Source organism: Acinetobacter pittii (assembly GCF_034067285.1).
Taxonomy (GTDB): Bacteria; Pseudomonadota; Gammaproteobacteria; order Pseudomonadales; family Moraxellaceae; genus Acinetobacter; species Acinetobacter pittii_E.
In genome coordinates this window covers 2,929,735-2,951,641 of the sequence record NZ_CP139286.1, presented here as the reverse complement: position 1 = coordinate 2,951,641, position 21,907 = coordinate 2,929,735, and the positions used below count along the sequence as shown (strand labels likewise).

Below are 21,907 nucleotides of genomic sequence, written 5' to 3'. Positions count from 1 at the left end.
GGATGAAATATACTCTGACCCGCGCGAATCCGGATGCTGATCAATACCCATTGCAAGAACGTCAAATTGTGACGGATCCGCTTGAAGAGGAAGTGAATAAAAACGTATTCATGACTCGTTTAGAGGATGTCTTGCATACAGCAGTAAACTGGGGACGTAAAAACTCCTTGTGGCCATTTAACTTTGGTACCTCATGTTGTTACGTCGAATATGCAACGACCTTAACAGGTGTGCATGACTTGTCACGTTTCGGTGCAGAGGTTATCCGTGCTTCACCTCGTCAGGCTGACTTGATGATTGTTGCAGGGACCTGTTTCGTAAAAATGGCACCAGTTATTCAGCGTCTTTATGAACAGATGTTAGAGCCTAAATGGGTCATTTCGATGGGTGCTTGTGCAAACTCTGGAGGTATGTACGACATCTATTCAGTAGTACAAGGTGTAGACAAAATTATTCCTGTTGACGTGTACGTCCCAGGTTGTCCGCCTCGTCCTGAAGCATTAATTCAAGCTTTAATGCTTTTACAAGACCAGATTCAATTAGAGCGACGCCCGCTTTCTGCCGTGATCGGTGATGATCTTCAGCCAGTGTATAAGCCAAAGATGATGCCAGAACGTGACCGTAAGAATGCACAGCGTATTGCCGTTAAAAACTTACGCTCTATGGATGAGATTAAATAATTTTTTGACGGTGCTTTGACATATCTAACTGATATGTTCATCGAGAAAATTGACAGAATTTGTATTAAATAGGAAGCCAAGCCAATGGCTGAAACTGACATTGCTATGCCAGAGTCAACAGCAGTTGATTCACGCCCAGCATTTGCAATCGTAGAAGAGCTCAAAACCAAATTTGGTGAGAACTTTTACGTGCAGGCGACTTTTGAAGAGTTTCCAACAGTCTGGGTTGAGCGCGCACGCGTGCAAGAAGTCCTTATGTTCCTACGTAAAGTGGAACGTCCGTATGTAATGCTATTTGACTTATCTGCGATGGATGAACGTTTACGTGTTCATCGTGATGGTTTACCAGCATCTGACTTCACTGTGTTCTATCATTTATTATCGCTTGAGCGTAATAGTGACATTCGTATCAAGGTTGCCTTGAACGAAAATGATCTTAACATTCCGACAGCGACAAATATCTGGCCAAATGCCAACTGGTATGAACGTGAAGCTTACGATATGTTCGGTATCAATTTCGAAGGGCATCCAATGCTCCGTCGTATTTTGTTGCCAACGTATTGGGAAGGTCATCCGCTTCGCAAAGAATACTCAGCACGTGCGACAGAATATACGCCGTACATGCAAGACAAAGCGAAACAAGACTTTGAACAAGAGCACTTACGTTTTGTGCCGGAAGACTGGGGTCTTAAGCGTGGTAACGCTGATGAAGACTTTATGTTCTTGAACTTGGGTCCTAACCATCCATCTGCACATGGTGCGTTCCGTGTTGTATTGCAGTTAGATGGCGAAGAAGTGAAGGACTGTGTACCTGATATTGGTTATCACCACCGTGGTGTGGAAAAGATGGCTGAACGTCAAACATGGCATTCTTTCATTCCTTATACTGACCGTGTTGACTACTTAGGTGGTTGTGCTCAAAACATGCCGTATGTGATGGCTGTCGAGCAAATGGCTGGTATTAAAGTTCCTGAACGTGCGCAAGTGATTCGTGTCATGTTGAACGAATTGTTCCGTATCAATAACCACTTATTATTCTGTGGTACGGCAATTCAGGATGCCGGTGGTATGACACCAGTATTCTATATGTTCGCAGACCGTCAAAAAGTTTACGACATTGTTGAAGCAATCACGGGTTACCGTATGCATCCAGCATGGTTCCGTATTGGCGGTACAGCACACGATCTTCCAAACAACTGGCAAAAGCTTGTTAAAGAATTGCTAGAGTGGATGCCTAAACGCTTAAACGAATACTACACAGCAGCATTGAAAAACTCTGTGTTTATTGGTCGTACGCGTAATGTTGCACAATACGATGCCAAATCTGCACTCGCATGGGGTGTAACTGGTACTGGTTTACGCGCAACAGGTATCGATTTTGATGTACGTAAATATCGTCCATACAGCGGCTATGAAAACTTCGATTTTGATGTGCCGGTTGAGTATGAAGGCGATGCTTATGCACGTGTGCTTGTTCACTTCCGTGAAATTACCGAGTCGCTAAAAATTATTCAACAGTGCTTGGATAACATGCCTTCTGGTCCATACAAAGCGGATCATCCATTGGCTGTTCCACCACCGAAAGATAAGACATTACAAGATATTGAAACCTTGATTACGCACTTCTTGAGCGTTTCATGGGGTCCTGTCATGCCAGCGGGCGAGTCATCATTTATGACTGAAGTGGTTAAAGGTGCAAGTACTTACTACTTGACTTCAGATAAAGCGACCATGAGTTATCGTACTCGTATTCGTACACCGACGTTTACTCACTTACAGCAAATGCCGTCAGTGATTAACGGAAGTTTAGTATCTGACTTAATCATTTATCTGGCGACCATTGACGTGGTTATGGCTGACGTGGATCGCTAAGAGGTAACACATAATGATGATTTTGACTGATAAAAAACCACGTGTGAATGTTGAAGGGATTTTGACTGCAGAAGAAATCCACGATATCGAACATCACATTGGTCACTATCCATACCCTCGTGCAGCCTCTTTGGATGCATTGAAATGCGTACAGCGCCGTAATGGTTGGGTAGATGACGCTCAGATGAATGCTATCGCACAGTTGTTGTCGATGAGCGTTGCTGATTTGGAAGGTGTCGCAACATTTTACAACCGTATCTATCGCCATCCGGTAGGTCGTCATGTGATTTTGCTTTGTGACTCAATTGCTTGCTTCTTGATGGGTGCAGAAACACTTGCTGAAGCATTCCAGCGCGAATTAGGAATTCAGTATGGTCAAACGACACCAGATGGTCGTTTTACGCTGCTTCCAATTTGCTGCCTAGGCAACTGCGACAAAGGCCCAACTTTAATGATTGATGAAGATACTCACGGTTTAGTCGAAGTGACATCAATTAAACAGTTATTGGAGAAGTATGTATGAATACTGAACCAAAACCAATTTATGGCGACGGTAATCCAGAAACTCATCCGCTCACTTGGCGTTTAAGCAAACAAGAAGCGGTGCGTAGTGCTGATGATTACGAAGCACTTGAAGGTTATGCAGGCTTTAAAAAAGCATTAGGCATGAAACCTGCTGAAGTGTTAGACGTCATTAAAGCTGCAACTGTAAAAGGTCGTGGTGGTGCGGGTTTCCCAGCGGGTATTAAATGGTCATTGATGGCACCAAATGATGGTGGTCCACGTTACTTGATCTGTAATGCCGACGAAATGGAACCGGGTACCTTTAAAGACCGTTTGTTGATGGAAAAACTTCCACATCAATTGATCGAAGGCATGTTAATTGCGGGTTATACCTTAGAAGCAACTCAAGGTTATATCTTTATCCGTGGTGAATACATCGAGGCTGCTCAATATCTAAATGAAGCGTTAGAACAGATTCGTGCTAAAGGTTATTTGGGCGAAAATATCTTAGGTTCTGGCTGGAATTTTGATCTGCATGTACATACGGGTGCAGGGCGTTATATCTGTGGTGAAGAAACTGCATTGATTAACTCGCTTGAAGGCCGTCGTGCTAACCCTCGTACTAAGCCACCGTTCCCGCAAGTTGCAGGGGCATGGGGCCGTCCGACGATTGTGAACAACGTTGAAACTTATAACAACTTGCCAGCAATCATGCTTCGTGGACCAGAGTGGTATATCGGTTTATCAGCTGGTAAATCAAAAGATCCAGGCACTAAAATTTATGGTGCATCAGGTAAAGTTAAATTCCCTGGTCTTTGGGAATTGCCGTTTGGTACAACTGCACGTGAAGTCATTGAAGATCATGCAGGTGGTATGCGTGAGGGCTTAAAGCTCAAAGCATGGTTGCCAGGTGGTGCTTCAACTGACTTTTTACCAGCAGATACCATTGATTTACCAATGGATGCGGACACGATTATGAAAGCAGGTTCTCGTTTGGGAACATGTTTGTTAATGGTGGTAGACGAAACTCAATGTATGGTATCGCTCACTCGTAACTTAGAAGAGTTCTTTGCGCGTGAATCATGTGGTTTCTGTACACCGTGCCGTGATGGTTTGCCATGGGCTGTTAAAGCGCTTAAAGCACTTGAAGCAGGCGAAGGTAAGAAAGAAGATATCGACCATTTACAAGAACTAACTCGTAAATTATGGATTGGTAAAACTTTCTGTGCCCACGCACCAGGTGCGATGGAGCCGCTTATGGGCGCACTCAAACATTTCCGTGGTGAGTTTGAAGCGAAAGTGACGAATCGTCCTGTCGTGCAAACCAGCAACGTAGAACAAGCTTAAGGAATTCGACTATGGCTACAATTCATGTCGATGGAAAATCGTATGAAGTCAACGGCTCGGAAAACTTGCTACAAGCATGTTTGAGTCTGGGCATCGACATCCCATATTTTTGTTGGCATCCATCCTTAGGTTCGGTTGGTTCTTGCCGTCAATGTGCTGTTACGCAATATGCGAATCCAGAAGATACGCGTGGTCGTTTGGTCATGTCTTGCATGACACCAGCATCTGACAATACCTATATCTCAATTGAAGACAAAGAAGCAACGGATTTCCGTGCATCTATTGTTGAATTTTTGATGACCAACCATCCGCACGACTGTCCAGTTTGTGAAGAGGGTGGTCACTGTCATTTACAAGATATGACTGTAATGACAGGTCATGACCGTCGTCGCTATCGTTTTACAAAACGTACGCATTACAACCAAGAACTCGGCTCATTCATTGCACATGAAATGAACCGCTGTATTGCTTGTTACCGTTGTGTTCGTTACTACAAAGACTATGCAGGCGGTACAGATTTTGGTGTCTATGCCAATGCATCTCGTGTTTACTTTGGTCGTCCAGAATCAGGTACTTTAGAGTCTGAATTCTCTGGTAACTTGACTGAAGTATGTCCAACAGGTGTATTCACTGATAAGACTCATTCAGAGCGTTATAACCGTAAGTGGGACATGCAGTATGCACCAAGCGTGTGTCAAGGCTGTTCTTCTGGCTGTAACATTTCTCCGGGTGAACGCTATGGTGAAATTCGTCGTGTAGAAAACCGTTTTAATGGTTCGGTTAACCAATACTTCCTTTGTGACAAAGGTCGTTTTGGTACAGGTTATGTCAACCGTGCAGACCGTCCACGTCAGCCTCAGTTCCGTAATGGCGAAACTGTTGCAACTGTTTCTGTCGATCAAGCTCTCGATCAAGCGATTGCGAAGCTTCAAGGCAAAAAAGTTTTGGGTATTGGTTCTCCTCGTGCAAGCTTGGAATCAAATTACGCATTACGTGAGCTTGTAGGTCAGGCAAATTACTCAACTGGTATTGCACAAAAAGAGCAAAAGCTTGTTGAACTTGCTGCATCTATCATGCAAACCGAGGGTATTTACAACCCGAACATGCGTGAAATTGAAAGCTATGATGCTGTTCTGATCTTAGGTGAAGACCTAACTCAAACTGCACCTCGCATGGCATTGTCTGTTCGCCAAGCTGCGAAAAACAAAGCACGCGAAATGGCTGCAAAAACACGTACACCAGATTGGTTGGCTGAGCCTGTACAACGTATTGGTCAAGAAGCAAAATCTCCGGTTTACATTTTAGCTGCAACTCAAACTCGTCTTGCTGACATTGCAACTGGTGAAGTTGTTGCTTCTCCAAATGACATCGCGCGTTTAGGCTTTGCAGTTGCTGCGGCAGTAAGTGGTGAAGTTGTAAGTGGTTTAGATGAAGATGCAAAAGCATTTGCTCAAACCATTGCCGACACTCTAAAAGCAGCAAACAAACCATTAATTATTGCGGGTACAAGCTTGCAAGATGCTTCTATTATGGAAGCTGCTGCACAGTTAACTCAGAACTTAGGTTCTAAAGCTGGTTTAAGTCTTGTAGTTCCTGAAGTGAACTCTATGGGCTTGGCATTGTTTGGTGGTTTAAGCCTTGAACAAGCATTTGCTCAAGACTACGACACACTGGTTATTGTTGAAAATGACTTGTTCCGTCGTTTACCTGCTGCACAAGTAAAAGCTGCATTAGACAAAGCTGAAACAGTAATTGTGCTTGATCACAGTGAAACTGAAACTGTGAAACAGGCTGATATCGTTCTTTCAGCAGCAAGCTTTGCAGAGGGTGACGGTACTGTTGTAAGCCAAGAAGGTCGTGCACAGCGCTTCTATCAAGTTTACGATCCAAGTTACTACAAACCTGAATATGCAATTAAAGAATCATGGCGCTGGTTACATGCCATTGAAACTGGCATTAAAGGTAAAGCTGTAGATTGGACATTGCTTGACGATGTAATTGAGAGCATCGTGAAAAATGTACCAGTACTCGAAGCTATCCAAGATGTAGCACCAGATGCGGGTTACCGTGTACATGGCTTGAAAATCGCGCGTGAACCACGTCGTTATTCGGGTCGTACAGCAATGCGTGCGCCGTTATCGGTTCATGAGCCTAAACAGCCTACCGATCCAGATTCAGCATTAACATTCTCAATGGAAGGTTATGTTGGCCCGCAAAAAGCATCATCATTAGTACCATTTGCATGGGCTCCAGGTTGGAACTCTCCACAATCTTGGAACAAATACCAAGATGAAGTCGGTGGTCACTTAAAAGGTGGTGATTCGGGTGTTCGTTTATTCGATCGCTTGGCAAAACGCCCTGCACGTAGCTATGTTGCTCCAGTGCCGGTTGTTGCAAACCCTGAAAGTTTCCGCTTAGTACCAATGCATCATATTTTTGGTTCTGGTGAATTCACGATTAAAACACCTGCAATGGAAACTCGTATTCCTGAAGCTGTGTTTGCAGTGGGCGAACAAGATGCAACTCGTTTGAACCTTCAAGAAGGTCAACGCATTACGGTAAAAGCAGGCGAAACGACTGTGAGCTTGCCGGTACAAGTAATTGAATATTTACCTACAGGTTATATTGGTTACCCAGTTGGTTTAGCACCAATGGTGTCACTAGCTGAGCCTGTTTCAGTGGCTTTAGGAGTGTAATTCATGAATCAAGAAATTATACGTCAAACGCCACTTTGGGCTGAGAACTGGCCGATTGCTTACGCTGTCGTTCAAGCAGTTGTGATTTTGCTTGTTGTAGTTTTAGTTGCAGCGTTGATGTCTTTTATTGAGCGTCGTTTACTTGCTTGGTGGCAAGACCGTTATGGTCCAAACCGTGTTGGTCCTGGTGGTATGTTCCAGATCGTTGCCGACATGCTCAAGATCATGTTCAAAGAAGACTGGACACCAAAATTTGCTGACAAACTTACATTCCGTTTAGCACCAGCTGTTGCAATGGCAACAGCGGTTCTTTCATTCATGGTAATCCCGGTGAGTCCTTCACTGGGTGTTGCCGACATGAGTATCGGTTTGCTGTTCTTTATGGCAATGGCTGGTATTGCTGTCTATGCAGTATTGTTTGGTGGCTGGGCTTCAAATAACAAATACTCATTGCTTGGTGGTTTACGTTCGGCTGCTCAAACCATTTCTTATGAAGTGTTCTTGGGTATCTCATTGATGGGTGTGGTTGCAATTGCAGGCTCATTTAACCTTCGTGAAATTGTTGAAGCACAACGCGATGTTTGGTTCGTTATTCCACAATTCTTAGGTTTCTTGATTTTTGTGGTTGCTGGTGTTGCGGTAACTCACCGTCATCCATTTGACCAACCAGAAGCAGAACAAGAATTGGCTGAAGGTTACCATGTTGAATATGGTGGTATGAAATGGGGTATGTTCTTCGTTGCTGAATATGTCAACGTGGTACTGATCTCTGCATTGATCGTGACTTTATTCTTCGGTGGCTGGTTAGCACCATTCAATTTAGAAATTCCATTTGTTCCGCCAGTATTCTGGTTTGTGATTAAAACAGCATTCTTTGTAATGATGTTTGTTTTGGCACGTGGTTCTTTAATGCGTCCACGTTATGACCAAGTCATGAACTTTGGTTGGAAAATTTGTTTGCCATTGGCGTTGGTCAACTTGTTAGTGACTGGTGCTGTGATTCTGATGAATCAGGCCTAGGACAGCAGGGAGTACAAAATGTATAAATTTCTAGCTGGATTTGGATCAATTGTACGTACGTTACTTATGGTATTTAGCCATGCAACGCGTAAACGTGACACGATTTTATATCCAGAAGTTCCGGCTGAACAGATTGTGCCGCCACGCTTTCGTGGTCGTATCGTATTAACGCGTGACCCTGATGGGGAAGAGCGTTGCGTAGCATGTAACCTATGTGCGGTTGCATGTCCAGTTGGCTGTATTTCATTACAAAAAGCAGAAACAGAAGATGGTCGTTGGTATCCGGAGTTTTTCCGTATCAACTTCTCACGTTGTATTTTCTGCGGTATGTGTGAAGAAGCATGTCCAACAACTGCGATTCAGCTCACACCAGACTTCGAGTTAGGCGAATACGTACGTCAAGATCTTGTTTATGAGAAAGAAAACTTACTCATTTCAGGTCCGGGCAAATACCCAGACTACAACTTCTACCGTGTAACGGGTATGGCGATTAACGGTAAAGAGAAAGGTCAAGCACAAAAAGAAAGTGCACCAATCGATGTACGGAGTCTATTACCATGATGTGGCCGTTTTATTTGATGGCACTCGTGGCCATCGTTTCTACGGTTCGTGTAGTGACTAACACGAACCCTGTACACGCTTTACTTAGTCTAATTGTTTCATTGCTTGCTGTTGCTGGCATTTTCATGATCGTGGGGGCGCCTTTTGCAGGTGCTCTTGAAATCATCGTCTATGCCGGAGCGATTATGGTTCTGTTTGTCTTCGTGGTGATGATGTTGAATTTAGGTCAACACACCGTTGAACAAGAACGTAAATGGCTTTCTTCAGATGCTTGGGCATATCCAGCACTCATGAGTTTTTTACTCGGCTTGCTTTTAGTTTGGATGCTTGGTGGTGAATACACTACTATTTCAGCACCGCTTGGGGCACAAGTGATTGGACCAAAAGTCGTTGGTCAAGCACTCTTTACTCACTACTTATTATTGGTTGAAGTTGCCGCGATGTTATTGCTAGCAGCCCTTGTTGCAGCATACCACTTAGGTAAACGTGAACCAGGTGCAGAAGAGGAAAAAGAATAATGGGCCAGATTCCTTTAGAACATGGTTTGATTGTTGCAACCATCCTTTTTGCACTCGGTTTTTACGGTGTAATGGTGCGACGTAACCTATTATTTATGTTAATGAGCCTTGAGATCATGATGAATGCTGCAGCATTGGCATTTGTTCTTGCGGGTAGCGTATGGGCACAACCAGATGGACAAGTAATGTTCATCCTGATTTTGACCCTTGCAGCAGCAGAGGCATGTATCGGTCTTGCGATTGTCCTTCAGTTCTATCATCGCTTCCATCATTTGGATGTGGATGCTGCTAGTGAGATGCGCGGATGAGTTATTTATATCTAACAGTATTATTTCCGCTAATCGGTTTTATTTTATTGGCGGCGGGACGAGACAAACTCTCTGAAAACATTGCAGCAGTAATTGGTGTAGGTTCTGTAGGTTTATCTGCATTATTTGCACTTATTGCTGGAATGGCATTTACCACGAGTGGTCAGCAAGTTTTTGTTCAAAACTTGTGGACATGGTTCAATGTTGGCGGTTTTGCCCCTGGCATTAGCTTACATCTAGACGGCTTATCTTTACTCATGATGGGCATGATCACGGGTGTTGGTTTCTTAATCCACATCTTTGCGTCATGGTACATGCGTGGTGAAGAGGGCTATGCGCGTTTCTTCTCTTATTTTAACCTGTTCGTTGCGAGCATGCTTGTGCTTGTATTGGGTGACAACTTGGCGTTGTTATTCTTGGGTTGGGAAGGTGTAGGTCTTTGCTCTTACTTGCTGATCGGTTTCTATTATGCAAACCCTGCAAATGGTTGGGCAGCGATCAAAGCATTTACAGTGACCCGCGTTGGTGACGTATTCTTGCTTATTGCTTTATTCTTGCTTTACCAACAATTTGGTACGCTAAATACTCAGTACATCGTTGAACACGCAGCAGAAGTAATGACGAAGAGCTCGTCACTTACCATCTGGACTGCATTAATGTTGTTCTTAGGTGCGGCTGGTAAATCTGCTCAAATTCCATTGCAAACATGGTTGGCAGATGCGATGGCAGGTCCAACACCTGTTTCTGCATTGATCCACGCTGCAACAATGGTAACGGCTGGTGTGTACTTATGCTGTCGTCTATTCAGCGTATTTGAACTTGCTCCTGAAGTGATGCAATTCATTTCAGTAACTGGCGCAGTAACTTTGTTAGTTGCAGGTTTTGCTGCACTCGTTCAAACAGATATCAAACGTATCTTGGCTTACTCAACAATGAGTCAGCTTGGTTATATGTTTATGGCTGTAGGTGCGGAAGCTTATCAAGCTGGCTTGTTCCACATGTTGGCTCACGCATTCTTTAAGGCATTATTATTCTTGTCTTCTGGTGCGGTTATTCTGGCTTACCATCACGAGCAAAACATTTTCAAAATGGGTGGTTTGTTCAAACGTAACAAATTCCTGTTTGCTTGTTTCGCGATTGGTGGCGGTGCATTAGCAGCGATTCCATTCTTGACTATCGGCTTCTTCTCTAAAGATGCGATTCTTGGTGAAGTTTGGGTACAAGGTCAATCAGTTGCCCTATATCACACCTTATATTGGGTGGGTGTAGCAGGTGCATTCCTGACTTCAATCTATACATTCCGTTTAATCTGGGTTGTATTCTTTGGTCAAGAAAACACGCCTTACCATGAAATTAAGGGTGCAACTTACTGGGCTCCATTGGGTATTTTAGCTGTATTGTCTACTTTTGTAGGTGCAATCTTAAAAGCTCCAGTAGCAGGTATTCTGAATACTGCAAAAATTCCTGAATTCCATGTAGCTGAACAATTTGTAGAAGGCATGCATGGGGCAGAGCATTTAGCGGTAGGTATTGCGCTAGTTGGTCTAGTTGTTGGTATAGCATTATTTACATTTGCTTATGGTGCAGTGAAATCATTTGCTCAAACAAGTTTGGGTTCAGGTTTGGCACATATTTGCCGTACCGCTTTTGGTTTTGATGCGTTGTATGACATCGTTTTTGTTAAACCTTATTTATTCTTCGCCAAAATCTTTGGCCGTGATCCGATTGACGGTTTGTGGTTGGTTCTTCCTGCACTCGTGAAAGGCGGAAACAGTTTTACAAGCTCACGTCAAACAGGTTCATTGCGTGAATACGCATCAAGCATGTCACTCGGTGTAGTGGTGTTATTGATGATCTTGATCGTTATTCAGGTAGTGGGGAAATAAAATGGAAAACAATTTAATTTTACCCGCGCTGATCCTTGTTCCGTTCATTGCCGGTTTTATTTGTTGGTTAGTCGATAAGCTCGACAAAACTTTGCCACGTTGGATTGCCTTAATTGGTATGCTCATTACTTTGGGCTTGGGTCTTGCGCTTTGGCAAAGCGGAACTTATAGCTACGAGTTGGGTTCTAAGATCCCAACTTGGTCTGCTGAGTTCTATTTACCGTGGATTCAATCACTCGGTATTGGCATTCACTTAGCTGTGGATGGTTTATCTTTACTCATGGTGTTATTAACAGCGTTACTTGGTGTACTTGCTGTTGGTTGTTCATGGGGCGAGATTCAAAAGAACGTTGGTTTCTTCCATTTAAACCTCTTATGGAGTTTAGGTGGTGTTATCGGTGTATTTTTAGCGATTGACCTGTTCTTGTTCTTCTTCTTCTGGGAGATGATGCTTGTACCAATCTACTTCTTGATTGCGTTATGGGGTCATAAAGGTTCGAACGGTCGTTCACGTGTTTACGCTGCGACTAAGTTCTTCCTTTACACGCAGATTGCTGGTCTAGTGATGTTAATCGGTATCCTTGGTCTTGTGGTTTATGGCTACATGATGACAGGCATGATCGGTTTCGATTACAACTATTTATTAGCTGTAGCTAACCATTTACCTGCGGGCTTAGCATACGGTTTCATGATCTGTTTCTTCATCGGTTTTGCGGTGAAGTTACCAGTATTCCCATTACACGGTTGGTTACCAGATGCGCATGCTCAAGCACCTACAGCGGGTTCTGTAGACTTAGCAGGTATCTTGATTAAAACAGCTGCGTATGGCTTGCTTCGTTTTGTTATTCCATTCTTCCCGACAGCTTCTGCACAATTTGCAGACATTGCGATTATTTTCGGTTTGATTGGCATTTTCTACGGCGCATGGTGTGCTTACCAGCAAACTGACATGAAACGTTTACTTGCGTATACGTCGATTTCACATATGGGCTTTATCTTACTTGCAATCTACGCAGGTAACATTTTGACCTTCCAAGGTCTAATGATCATGATGTTGGCACATGGTTTGTCATCAGCTGCATTGTTCATTATGTCTGGTCAAATCTACGAACGTTTACATACACGTGATTTACGTTTAATGGGTGGTCTTCGTGGCCAGCTTCAGTACTTGCCATTTTTCTTAATGTTCTTCGTTGCTGCTCTTGTAGGTGTGCCGGGTCTAGGTAACTTTATTGGTGAATTCCTGATTTTGATGGGTTCATTTAATAAATATCCTGTCTTCACGATTCTTGCTTCTATCAGCCTTGTATTCGCAGGTTTATATGGCTTGATCTTGATTCACCGTGCTTTGTTTGGTGAACCAAATCCTGAACAAAAGCAACATTACACTAGTCCATTGAAAGACTTATCTGCTCGTGAAGTTGGTATTTTGATGATTTGTGCGATTGGTCTCGTTTGGCTTGGTATCTACCCACAAACATTCTTGGATGTATCTCATTCAAGCATGCAGTGGTTGGTCAATAGTTATGTGCCAGTACAAGAAGTCGTTGAAACTGTTCAGCAAACAGCTACTCAACTTGACCATGTGGAGATCCAATAATCATGAACTTCACAGTATCATACTCTACGCTTATGCCTTTAACTCCGGTGATGATTGTTGCTTTGACAACAATCGTCGTCATGTTGTTAATTTCTATTAAGCGTAATCATAATTTAATCGCAACGACTTCTGTTGTTGGTTTAAACCTCGCTGCACTTTATATTTTATTTGCAGTATTTGGCGGTAAGTTTGTACCGGCAAATGTGATGGGCATGTTTATGGTTGATCCATTTACCATGTTCTATCAATTTATGATTTTGATTGCGGCATTGGCTTGTTGTACTTTGTCTCACGCCTATATCGAAACTTATAAAGACAACCGCGAAGAATTATACCTTTTGTTACTTGCTTCAGTAGCAGGTGCAATGTTGATGGTTGCAAGTTCTCACTACGCGTCGTTCTTCATTAGCCTTGAGTTAATGTCGATTCCTGTATATGGCTTACTTGCTTATACGTATCAACGTAGTAATTCACTTGAAGCGGGTATTAAATACCTTGTACTTTCAGCAACAGCTTCTGCAATGTTGTTGATGGGTATGGCATATATCTATGCATATACTGGTTCGCTTTCATTCTATGATTCTGTACAAGCATTATTTGAAGCAATCAAACAGCCAATGGTGTTATTAGGTTTAGCACTTATTATCTTTGCTGTTGCATTTAAATTGTCGCTTGCACCGTTCCATAAATGGACACCGGATGTATATGCAGGTGCGCCAGCACCAATGGCAACTTTCTTAGCGACTGCTGCTAAAGTTGCAACAATTGGTTTATTCGTGCGCTATATGCTTGCTTCGGGCGCAATGATGGTGAACTCGTTAGTAACTATTTTGACAATCATTGCTGTATTGTCGATTTTGGTTGGTAACTTACTCGCCGTTCGTCAAGTTAACTTAAAACGTATTCTTGGTTATTCATCTATTGCTCATTTTGGTTATTTGTTAATTGCTTTAATTAGCATGACTTATGCAAGCTTGGGCAGCGTAACTGTATATGTGGTGTCTTATGTATTAACAACTATCGGTGCCTTTGGTGCGGTAGCGTTAATGTCTAGCCCATATAACAACGTAGATGAAGCGCAAAGTCTTGCAGACTACCGTGGTTTATTCTGGCGCCGTCCAGTACTTACAGCAACTTTAACAGTCATGATGTTGTCTCTGGCTGGTATTCCATTAACAGCAGGCTTCATTGGTAAGTTCTTGGTGGTAATGGCAGCTGTAACAACTCAACACTGGTTCTTAGCTGCAATGATTATTGTGGGTAGTGGTATTGGTTTGTACTATTACTTACGTGTGATGGTTGTCATGTATATGACACCACCAGAAACTCCTCGTATTGATGCAGATGCTCATTGGGGACAAAAAGTGGGTGGTTTAATGGTATTGGCTGCTGCTGCATTAGTTATTATTTTGGGTGTTTACCCAGATCCAATGATTAATTTGGCATTAAAAGCAGAAATTTTATCTCCATTACATTTCATGCTTTCACAACAGTAAGTCTGGTGTACAAAAAAGCCTCCAAAACTGGAGGCTTTTTTTTATTGAGCATTAAAAAAAGATTATAATAAATACGTTTTTATATTTTTAGGTAACATCTGTGGCCATTCAAGAAATTCGTCACCCACTTATTCGTCATAAATTAGGTTTGTTACGTCGTGCTGATATCAGTACCAAGAACTTCCGTGAGCTTGCTCAGGAAGTGACTATGTTATTGACGTATGAAGCAACAAAAGATTTACCAGTTGTGGATTGCGAAATTGATGGATGGGCTGGAACTGTTACTACACAGCGTATTGCTGGTAAGAAAATAACGATTGTACCGATTTTACGTGCCGGAATTGGTATGTTGGATGGTGTGCTTAACCTAATTCCAAGCGCAAAAGTGAGTGTTTTAGGTCTTGAGCGTAATGAGGAAACATTAGAAGTTCGTACTTATTATAAAAAACTAGTTCCAGATGTCGCTAACCGTCTTGCGATGATTATTGATCCAATGTTGGCAACAGGTAATTCTTTAGTTGCTGCTATTGATGTGTTAAAGGCGAGTGGGTGTAAAGATATCCGTGTTATGGTGTTAGTTGCCGCTCCAGAAGGTGTTGCTAAAGTTGAAGCAGCTCATCCAGATGTGCAAATTTATACAGCATCTATTGATAATGGCTTAAATGAACAAGGTTATATTGTTCCTGGCTTGGGCGATGCTGGCGATAAAATTTTTGGTAGTGTACAAAAAGATTAATTTTTTGAAATCGTAATAAAAAGAGACTTCATTAAACCGTATAATTTTAAAACGGAATCGTGAGTCTCTTTTTTATTTACCGCAACAACTGGATTGGAAAAGTAGGGGAAAGATGATGAAGCAAGAGTTTTATACTGGATGGGTAAAACAATATAACCCTGATAAAGGGTTTGGTTTTATTGAAACTACAGAAGGAGATATTTTCTTTCATATTTCTGATTTCTCTGCATCAGAGGGCGAACCGAAAAGAAATGAAAAAGTAAGATTCCTTGCCGCAGATAATCAGGGCAAATTTAAAGCGATCAAAATTGAGCGTGTTGACCCAAATCCTGCGAAAACCAAGAAAAATAAAATTGCGGATCACAATAAAGCGATCACAAGCGAATTGTTGTCAAATTTTCGACGTTAATGAATGAAAAGATCAGGTTTTAAACCTGATCTTCACAAAATTGTAAGAATGCTTTGAGACCTGGACCTTGATACTTTTGACGGTGTACTAACATATAAAGTGGGCGGGTAAGCTGCCAGAATGGCGTATCTAAAATCACTAATTGACCCTTTTCAATTAGAGGTTCAATAGCAAGTTTAGAAATACATGACATACCTAAACCGCCAGCAACGATTTTTAAGATTGCTTCATTGTGACCCAGGGTTAAGCGAATATTCGCGTCTGGTAGATCTTGCAATATAGCGTTATCAAATACTTCACGCGTTCCTGAACCTTCTTCACGTAAAATCCATTCGACTTGAAGAAAATCATGAGCTGTTAAAGGTCTATTTAAGCGTGCTAATGGATGATTTGGGGAACAGCATACTGCAAGCTCATCATCACGCCAATGGATACATTGGAGCTGAGGTAAATGACATGATCCTTCAATTAAAGCTAAATCAAGTTGGAATTGATTAACTGCTTCAATCATTTGGCGTGTATTGCCCACTTGTAATTGTAAATGTGCTTTAGGATGATGCTGTAAAAAGTTTGCCATTAAATCTGGCATGAGGTAATCACTAATCGTTAAAGTGGCCCCAATACGTAAATCAATGCTTTGTAATTCACCTTTTGCAGCTTGTTCAAAAGCTTCACAGCGACCTAATATTTCTAGGGCTTGTGGTAATAAAAAGCGACCTAAATCATTAAGCTGTAATCGTTTACCTAAACGATCAAATAGAGGAGCACCAAGCCCATCCTCTAAATCTGCTAAAGCCATACTTGCTGCACTTTGCGTCAGTCTGACCGCATCACTGGCTTTAGTGACAGTTCCTTCTTGAGCGACTGCTACAAAAACAGCCAACTGGCGTAATGTCATGCGCATGTTTAAAAAGCCTTAACGTTTAAAAGTATTCATTATTTCGGCTGTCATGCTAACATGAGCGCACTATTTCATGCCACGTTGAAATCATGTCAATTGAAAAATTTAGCGTAGAAAAAGTTTTATCTGTACACCGTTGGACCCCAACTCTTTTCAGTTTCACCATGACTCGCCCTGCACATTTTAAATTTACGGCTGGGCAATTTGCACGTATTGGGCTGAAAGTTGGAGATGAGCTTGTTGTTCGTGCTTATTCGGTCGTCTCCTCACCATTTGATGAAACGCTTGAATTCTTTTCGATTGTAGTGCCCGACGGTGCATTTACATCAAATCTTCAACATCTAAAAGTAGATGATGAGCTTTACTTAGAAAAAATACCTTATGGCTATTTGACCTTAGCTCGCTATCAACAACCTTTACCGCATGATTTATGGTTACTGGCAACAGGTACTGGTTTAGCTCCATTTTTATCGATGCTACAAGACTTTGAAACTTGGTCTAATTATCAAAAGATTAATTTGGTTTACAGTGTTCGTACTGAAGCTGAATTAGCGTATGTCGATCGTATTCAAGAGATTGCTGAAACTTTTGGAGAAGGGCACGATGGTTTTAAATTTATTTCAATTATTACCCGTGATCCATCTGCGCCTTTACATGAGCGTTTACCAATTTTGATTGAAAATGGTGAACTAGAAAAATCTGCTGGTATAGAACTGAACCCTGCCACTAGCCATGTCATGCTTTGCGGAAATCCGCAAATGGTAGATGACACTAAAGAGGCTTTAAAACGACGTGGTTTGACGATGAATCGTCGAGGTGAGGGAAATATTGCGGTAGAAAATTACTGGTAATAAATCTTATTTTGGAATTACTTAAAAATTAATTTTATGGATATGTTTATTAGTGGACAAACATATCCATAAATTCGCGAATTTCTGCGATTGCACTATCTACATCAGTTGAGAGCCAAGTTGGTTCAAAAAGACCTGCATAATGTTCCAAACGATCTTGAGGGACAACTAAGCGAACAGGGCAGTCTTCTTCAAGCAAACGCCAAGGTAAAATCGGAACTTCATTATCCAAAAAAATATTGATATTACGAATATCAACAATCATGGCATTAATGCAGTCAGGAAATGGCATGACGGAAAATTCTTCGGTACGGCGACGAAAATACTCTAAATCACCCCATTTGAGTTCATAACTTGGTTTATTAAATTCAATAATACCAATGAGATGTTCGTCTCTCGTCTGATGTAAATAACATTGATGTGTGACGTCAGTGTCGAGATCAAGTGTTACGTTTTGCTGACGATACATCATAAAATAGAGCAGCTTTAAAACAAGGGGGCTTATTATAGCCTATTTTATAAAAAGTGAGCGCTAAAACATATTGTATTACAAATAGAACATTGAAGAAGCTCGGGCATAACTCATCATTATTTTTAAAGGGCAAAATAATTTCGCCTAAATTTTATACTGTTTTTATGATTTTAATAGTAGAGTTTTGCAACCACAGACACCTTAGAATAATGCTTTTTCACACAATGCAACAAACGAAATTGCTATGATGATTATAAAGTTAATGATAAAAGAAGAGGGGAAAGAAGATGCATGATTTTTCAAAACCACCTCATGTGACGAGTCCTGAAGAAACTGCGAAAAAAAGAAGATTGCCAGTTTACATTTTAATTATTGTTGGGCTTTTTCTTATTGCATTGATCGTCTACATGGTTGCTGATCACAGCAAAACACCTAAAGAAGAAGCCGCTTTTCAACATGAGGCCACACCACATGTCATTAAGAGCACTTCAGATTTGAATATTTATAAAGGGTAATAAGCTAACCAGTATATCTTTATAGAAAGCCTTTAGGACGTGACCTGAAGGCTTTTTTTGCAACCTTTTGCATCAATTTGTTGTATTTATGCAGAACTGTGTTGATTAGAAAATATTCAAAACATAAGGTGAGATAGACCGCATTCATCGTCATTTTTAACAACGAAAAGTGTTTTTCATTATTGAAAGCACTGAAAAGAACATAACAATTGAGGACATAACAATATGAATGAATTTTTTGATGGGCCTCGCGGCGCTCAATTTGATGCGATGTATTACTGGGATCAGTTTCATCCTATTTTAGCTGCAATCGTCATCTTACTTGTAGGCTGGATAATTGCTTTATTGGTTGCGGCAGGTGTAAAAAAACTTCTGCAAAAAGTAAATACCAATGCAAAATTATCTTCAGCAACTGGGCGTGCTCCAAACATAGAAGGTCTTATTTCAAAAGTCGTATTCTGGTTTATTCTAATCTTAGCTGTTGTCGCAGCTCTCAATGTGCTTAACATTAGTGGAGTAAGTGGCCCGTTCAGCAATATGGTGAATCAGGTACTCGTCTATATTCCAAATATTATTGCTGCTGTTGTGGTAGGTTTTATTGGTTGGATCGTTGCTCGACTGGTGCGAGCAGGGGTGACCAATGTTTTATCGCGAACTCAACTTGACGATAAGTTAAGCAGTGAAGTGGGTGTAGGTGGAATTAGCCAGAATATTGGTGAAATTCTTTACTGGCTTGTATTGTTACTTTTCCTTCCGATTGTTCTTTCAATACTAGGATTAACAGGCTTACTGATTCCAGTTCAAAATATGGTAAATGACGCCGTAGCGTTCTTACCAAATATCTTTATTGCTGGCGTTATCGTTTTTGTTGGTTATATCTTGGCAAAAATTGTACGCGGTATTGTTGAAGGTTTGGTAAATAGCTTAGGTGTTCAGGCCCAAGCTGAAAAAATTGGTCTTTTCAAAAACTCTAATGTAGGCAAATTCTTAGGTTCATTTGTTTTTGCAATCATCATTATTACAACGTTGATTGTGGCATTTGAAGCTTTAGGCATTGAGACAATTTCTCAGCCAGCGACAGCAATGCTTAATGAAATCTTGCAGGCAATTCCAAATATTATTGCTGCTGGTTTAATTCTACTGGTTGCTTATATTGTTTCTCGTTTTGTTGGCCGCTTAGTCGCTGAATTAATTGCAGGTACAGGTGTTGATGAAATTCCTAAAAAATTAGATGTACAACGCTTTTTAGGTGAAACTAAAGTTTCTAATGCAGTTGGCTGGCTAATTGTATTCTTTACGATGCTGTTTGCAGTTTCTGAAGCTGCGGATCGTCTTGGTTTCGATCAGATTAGTGGTCTAATCGCAATGTTTATCCATTTCGGTGCAAACATTCTATTGGGCGCAGTAATCTTGGTTATTGGTTTCTGGCTTGCTAATGTTGTGGCAAACGTAGTTCAACGTGGTGAATATAATAGCTCGCGTTGGTTGGGTAGTTTAGTTCGTGTGCTAATTATTGGTCTAGTACTTGCGCTTGGTTTAAGAGCGATGGGTATTGCGGATTCAATCGTTAATCTTGCATTTGGTTTGACTCTAGGCGCAGTTGCAGTTGCTTTCGCTCTTGCATTTGGTTTAGGTGGTCGCCAACCAGCTGAAAGACTATTGAGTGATTTGTTAGATAAAGCTAAAAAAGAAGCTAACGAACCAAATCCTCTGTATCAACCACCTTCTACTACCACTACGAGCACTCCATCTGCCGGTAATTCATCTGCAACGACTACTTCGTCAACATCTACAATTGCACCGACGACAACTTCACCGTCAACCGTGTCATCTGATGCAAAACCAGCTGATTCTGCGCAAGTAAATCCAGCACAACCACCAGTAAATAAACCGTTTGGATCTACTGGAGAAAATGACGAAATTTAGTAGATGAAACTAATTTTTCAGATAAACCGTACAAAAAATCTTTGATTTTTGTGATAAGTTCGACCACTCTATATTGAGTGGTCGTCCTTTTTTGGGCCGTTATAAAAACAAATAAGTGAGGAAAATACGATGAAGAAACCAGGTCGTTTTTTAGCACCGATTGTCATTGCGGGAATTACCGTAGGTTTTTTAGCAAGTGCTTATAAATTTGTCTTTAACAAATCTAATTCATCAAAACAGACAACAACTCATACGCGTAATTCTGAAAATTCGTCAAATGATTCGAAAGCATCAAATTAGCTTCTTTGTCATTTAAACATATTGTGCTGCTGCATAAGCGGAAGACCAAGCCCATTGGAAGTTATAACCTCCTAAGTGGCCAGTTACATCAAGTACTTCGCCAATAAAAAATAGTCCTTTTTGCTTTTTACTTTCCATGGTTTTGGAAGATACTTCAGTTGTATCCACTCCACCTAAAGTAACTTCGGCAGTACGATATCCTTCTGTACCTGATGGTTTGACAGTAAAACCATGTAGTTGCTCGGCAATATGATCTAACAGTGCATCACTGATATTACCAATCGCTATTTCACTCTGCTCTGGCCAGATGAGTTGCTGTAACTCTTGGACAATACTTTTCGCGGTAAACTCGCTAAGAAGGGTACGTAATAGAACTTTGGGTTGCGCTTTCTTTTTATCTTTTAAATAAGTTGCTAAATCTTGGCTTGGGAAAAAGTCAATTTTGAAGCTTTCTCCCGAGTTCCAATAGTTTGAAAGCTGCAAAGAACTTGGTCCACTTAAACCACGATGCGTAAATAATAATGCTTCAGTAAAGCTATTTTTCGAGTTACTGAGTGTCACATCTAAAGCATTACCACTTAGACGTGTAGTGACCTCTTTAATATGATCTGAAAAAGTAAATGGAACTAAACCTGCACGAGTTGGGTAAACCTGATGTCCAAACTTTTGTGCCAGTTCATAGCCAAACCCAGAACCACCAAGAGTCGGAATAGATAAGCCGCCTGTAGCCACCACTAATGACTCACAACTAAACCGACCTTGGTTTGTGTGTACAGTAAAACCGCCTTGTTCTAATGGATCAATCTGGACAGCTTCGCATTGGGTTTGAATATCAACGTTGTTGGTTTTATTGCATTCACTCACCAGCATTTCTAAAATTTCTTTAGCGCCATTTAGTGTGAATAACTGCCCGTGTTTTCGTTCTTCATAAGCAATTTTATAATCACATACCAAACCAATAAAGTCCCAGTTGCTATAGCGTGATAGGGCAGAAATAACAAAGTGTGGATTATGAGAAATATAGTTGTCAGGCTCTACATACAAGTTAGTAAAGTTACACTTACCACCGCCTGACATTAAAATCTTTTTACCAATTTTATTGGCTTTTTCTAAAATTAAAACCGAGCGCCCTCGTTTAGCAGCATGTGCAGCCAACATGAGTCCAGAAGCACCTGCACCTAAGACAATGACATCGACATGACTGTTAGACATAAGAGATTCTCGATTAATCGTGAAAATTTAAAAGGGGCATATACTATCATGCCGAGCCTTAGTCGTGCTAAAGACATTTACTGCTGTGGGTAATAAT

At 41.3% G+C, this 21,907-nt stretch carries 21 protein-coding genes; 18 read left to right on the top strand and 3 right to left on the bottom strand.

From position 1 onward, the window contains the following. Positions 1-2: 2 nt before the first annotated feature. The 14 genes from nuoB (at position 3) to SOI81_RS13860 (ending at position 15,633) form a co-directional block, all read left to right on the top strand. The gene (gene nuoB / locus SOI81_RS13925; protein ID WP_002050353.1) at positions 3-680 is read left to right on the top strand and encodes a NuoB/complex I 20 kDa subunit family protein; all 678 of its coding nucleotides are present in this window, start codon (positions 3-5) and stop codon (positions 678-680) included. An 84-nt stretch (positions 681-764) separates the two neighbouring features. Then, the gene (gene nuoC, locus SOI81_RS13920; RefSeq protein ID WP_002120052.1) at positions 765-2,552 is read left to right on the top strand and encodes an NADH-quinone oxidoreductase subunit C/D; all 1,788 of its coding nucleotides are present in this window, start codon (positions 765-767) and stop codon (positions 2,550-2,552) included. Between the two features lie 13 nt (positions 2,553-2,565). Further along, positions 2,566-3,075 carry an NADH-quinone oxidoreductase subunit NuoE gene (gene nuoE / locus SOI81_RS13915; protein ID WP_003653477.1) on the top strand — a complete coding sequence of 170 codons (510 nt, stop codon included), beginning with the start codon at positions 2,566-2,568 and terminating at the stop codon, positions 3,073-3,075. Next, positions 3,072-4,403, top strand: a complete 1,332-nt coding sequence (nuoF, locus tag SOI81_RS13910) for an NADH-quinone oxidoreductase subunit NuoF (RefSeq protein WP_002120030.1) — start codon at positions 3,072-3,074, stop codon at positions 4,401-4,403. The genes nuoE and nuoF overlap by 4 nt, the downstream gene beginning before the upstream one ends. 11 nt (positions 4,404-4,414) lie before the next feature. Continuing rightward, positions 4,415-7,099, top strand: coding sequence for an NADH-quinone oxidoreductase subunit NuoG (gene nuoG, locus SOI81_RS13905; protein ID WP_016142092.1), 2,685 nt, complete (start codon positions 4,415-4,417; stop codon positions 7,097-7,099). Between the two features lie 3 nt (positions 7,100-7,102). Then, complete coding sequence (gene nuoH / locus SOI81_RS13900) at positions 7,103-8,119, top strand: NADH-quinone oxidoreductase subunit NuoH (protein WP_004703499.1); 1,017 nt, start codon at positions 7,103-7,105, stop codon at positions 8,117-8,119. An 18-nt stretch (positions 8,120-8,137) separates the two neighbouring features. After that, entirely contained in the window at positions 8,138-8,680 is a 543-nt protein-coding gene (nuoI, locus tag SOI81_RS13895) for an NADH-quinone oxidoreductase subunit NuoI (protein WP_002120012.1), read from the top strand. Next, positions 8,680-9,198, top strand: coding sequence for an NADH-quinone oxidoreductase subunit J (gene nuoJ / locus SOI81_RS13890; RefSeq protein WP_014205902.1), 519 nt, complete (start codon positions 8,680-8,682; stop codon positions 9,196-9,198). Before nuoI ends, nuoJ begins: the two co-directional genes overlap by 1 nt. Further along, a complete protein-coding gene (nuoK, locus tag SOI81_RS13885) occupies positions 9,198-9,506 on the top strand; it encodes an NADH-quinone oxidoreductase subunit NuoK (protein WP_000529822.1) in 309 nt (102 codons plus the stop codon). The genes nuoJ and nuoK overlap by 1 nt, the downstream gene beginning before the upstream one ends. Continuing rightward, entirely contained in the window at positions 9,503-11,392 is a 1,890-nt protein-coding gene (gene nuoL / locus SOI81_RS13880) for an NADH-quinone oxidoreductase subunit L (protein WP_239975485.1), read from the top strand. The genes nuoK and nuoL overlap by 4 nt, the downstream gene beginning before the upstream one ends. 1 nt (position 11,393) lies before the next feature. Further along, positions 11,394-12,992 carry an NADH-quinone oxidoreductase subunit M gene (nuoM, locus tag SOI81_RS13875; RefSeq protein ID WP_002120006.1) on the top strand — a complete coding sequence of 533 codons (1,599 nt, stop codon included), beginning with the start codon at positions 11,394-11,396 and terminating at the stop codon, positions 12,990-12,992. Positions 12,993-12,994: 2 nt separating this feature from the next. Next, positions 12,995-14,488 (top strand): NADH-quinone oxidoreductase subunit NuoN, encoded by a 1,494-nt coding sequence (nuoN, locus tag SOI81_RS13870; protein WP_016142090.1) that lies wholly within the window; start codon positions 12,995-12,997, stop codon positions 14,486-14,488. Between the two features lie 100 nt (positions 14,489-14,588). Next, on the top strand, positions 14,589-15,224 hold the full coding sequence (gene upp, locus SOI81_RS13865; RefSeq protein ID WP_002120045.1) for a uracil phosphoribosyltransferase: 636 nt from the start codon (positions 14,589-14,591) through the stop codon (positions 15,222-15,224). Between the two features lie 115 nt (positions 15,225-15,339). Beyond that, positions 15,340-15,633, top strand: coding sequence for a cold shock domain-containing protein (locus SOI81_RS13860; protein WP_239975486.1), 294 nt, complete (start codon positions 15,340-15,342; stop codon positions 15,631-15,633). A gap of 19 nt (positions 15,634-15,652) precedes the next feature. Here the strand turns inward: SOI81_RS13860 and gigC are convergent, their stop codons facing one another. Further along, positions 15,653-16,537, bottom strand: coding sequence for a LysR family transcriptional regulator GigC (gigC, locus tag SOI81_RS13855; protein ID WP_009393857.1), 885 nt, complete (start codon positions 16,535-16,537; stop codon positions 15,653-15,655). An 86-nt stretch (positions 16,538-16,623) separates the two neighbouring features. On the opposite strand from gigC, the gene fpr reads away from it, so the two are divergent. After that, positions 16,624-17,385: a ferredoxin--NADP reductase gene (gene fpr / locus SOI81_RS13850; protein ID WP_320540919.1), complete on the top strand. Its 762-nt coding sequence runs from the start codon at positions 16,624-16,626 to the stop codon at positions 17,383-17,385. A 49-nt stretch (positions 17,386-17,434) separates the two neighbouring features. Here fpr and SOI81_RS13845 read toward each other — a convergent pair whose 3' ends face one another. After that, the gene (locus SOI81_RS13845; RefSeq protein ID WP_171067949.1) at positions 17,435-17,854 is read right to left on the bottom strand and encodes a hypothetical protein; all 420 of its coding nucleotides are present in this window, start codon (positions 17,852-17,854) and stop codon (positions 17,435-17,437) included. 290 nt (positions 17,855-18,144) lie between these two features. On the opposite strand from SOI81_RS13845, the gene SOI81_RS13840 reads away from it, so the two are divergent. From SOI81_RS13840 to SOI81_RS13830, 3 genes are all read left to right on the top strand, one after another. After that, a complete protein-coding gene (locus tag SOI81_RS13840) occupies positions 18,145-18,372 on the top strand; it encodes a hypothetical protein (RefSeq protein ID WP_005803268.1) in 228 nt (75 codons plus the stop codon). A 225-nt stretch (positions 18,373-18,597) separates the two neighbouring features. Further along, positions 18,598-20,298 carry a mechanosensitive ion channel gene (locus SOI81_RS13835; protein ID WP_320540918.1) on the top strand — a complete coding sequence of 567 codons (1,701 nt, stop codon included), beginning with the start codon at positions 18,598-18,600 and terminating at the stop codon, positions 20,296-20,298. A 129-nt stretch (positions 20,299-20,427) separates the two neighbouring features. After that, entirely contained in the window at positions 20,428-20,598 is a 171-nt protein-coding gene (locus tag SOI81_RS13830; protein ID WP_016142085.1) for a hypothetical protein, read from the top strand. 12 nt (positions 20,599-20,610) lie between these two features. On the opposite strand, the gene SOI81_RS13825 is transcribed toward SOI81_RS13830, so the two are convergent. Further along, on the bottom strand, positions 20,611-21,810 hold the full coding sequence (locus SOI81_RS13825) for an NAD(P)/FAD-dependent oxidoreductase (RefSeq protein ID WP_224993307.1): 1,200 nt from the start codon (positions 21,808-21,810) through the stop codon (positions 20,611-20,613). Positions 21,811-21,907: the final 97 nt, after the last annotated feature.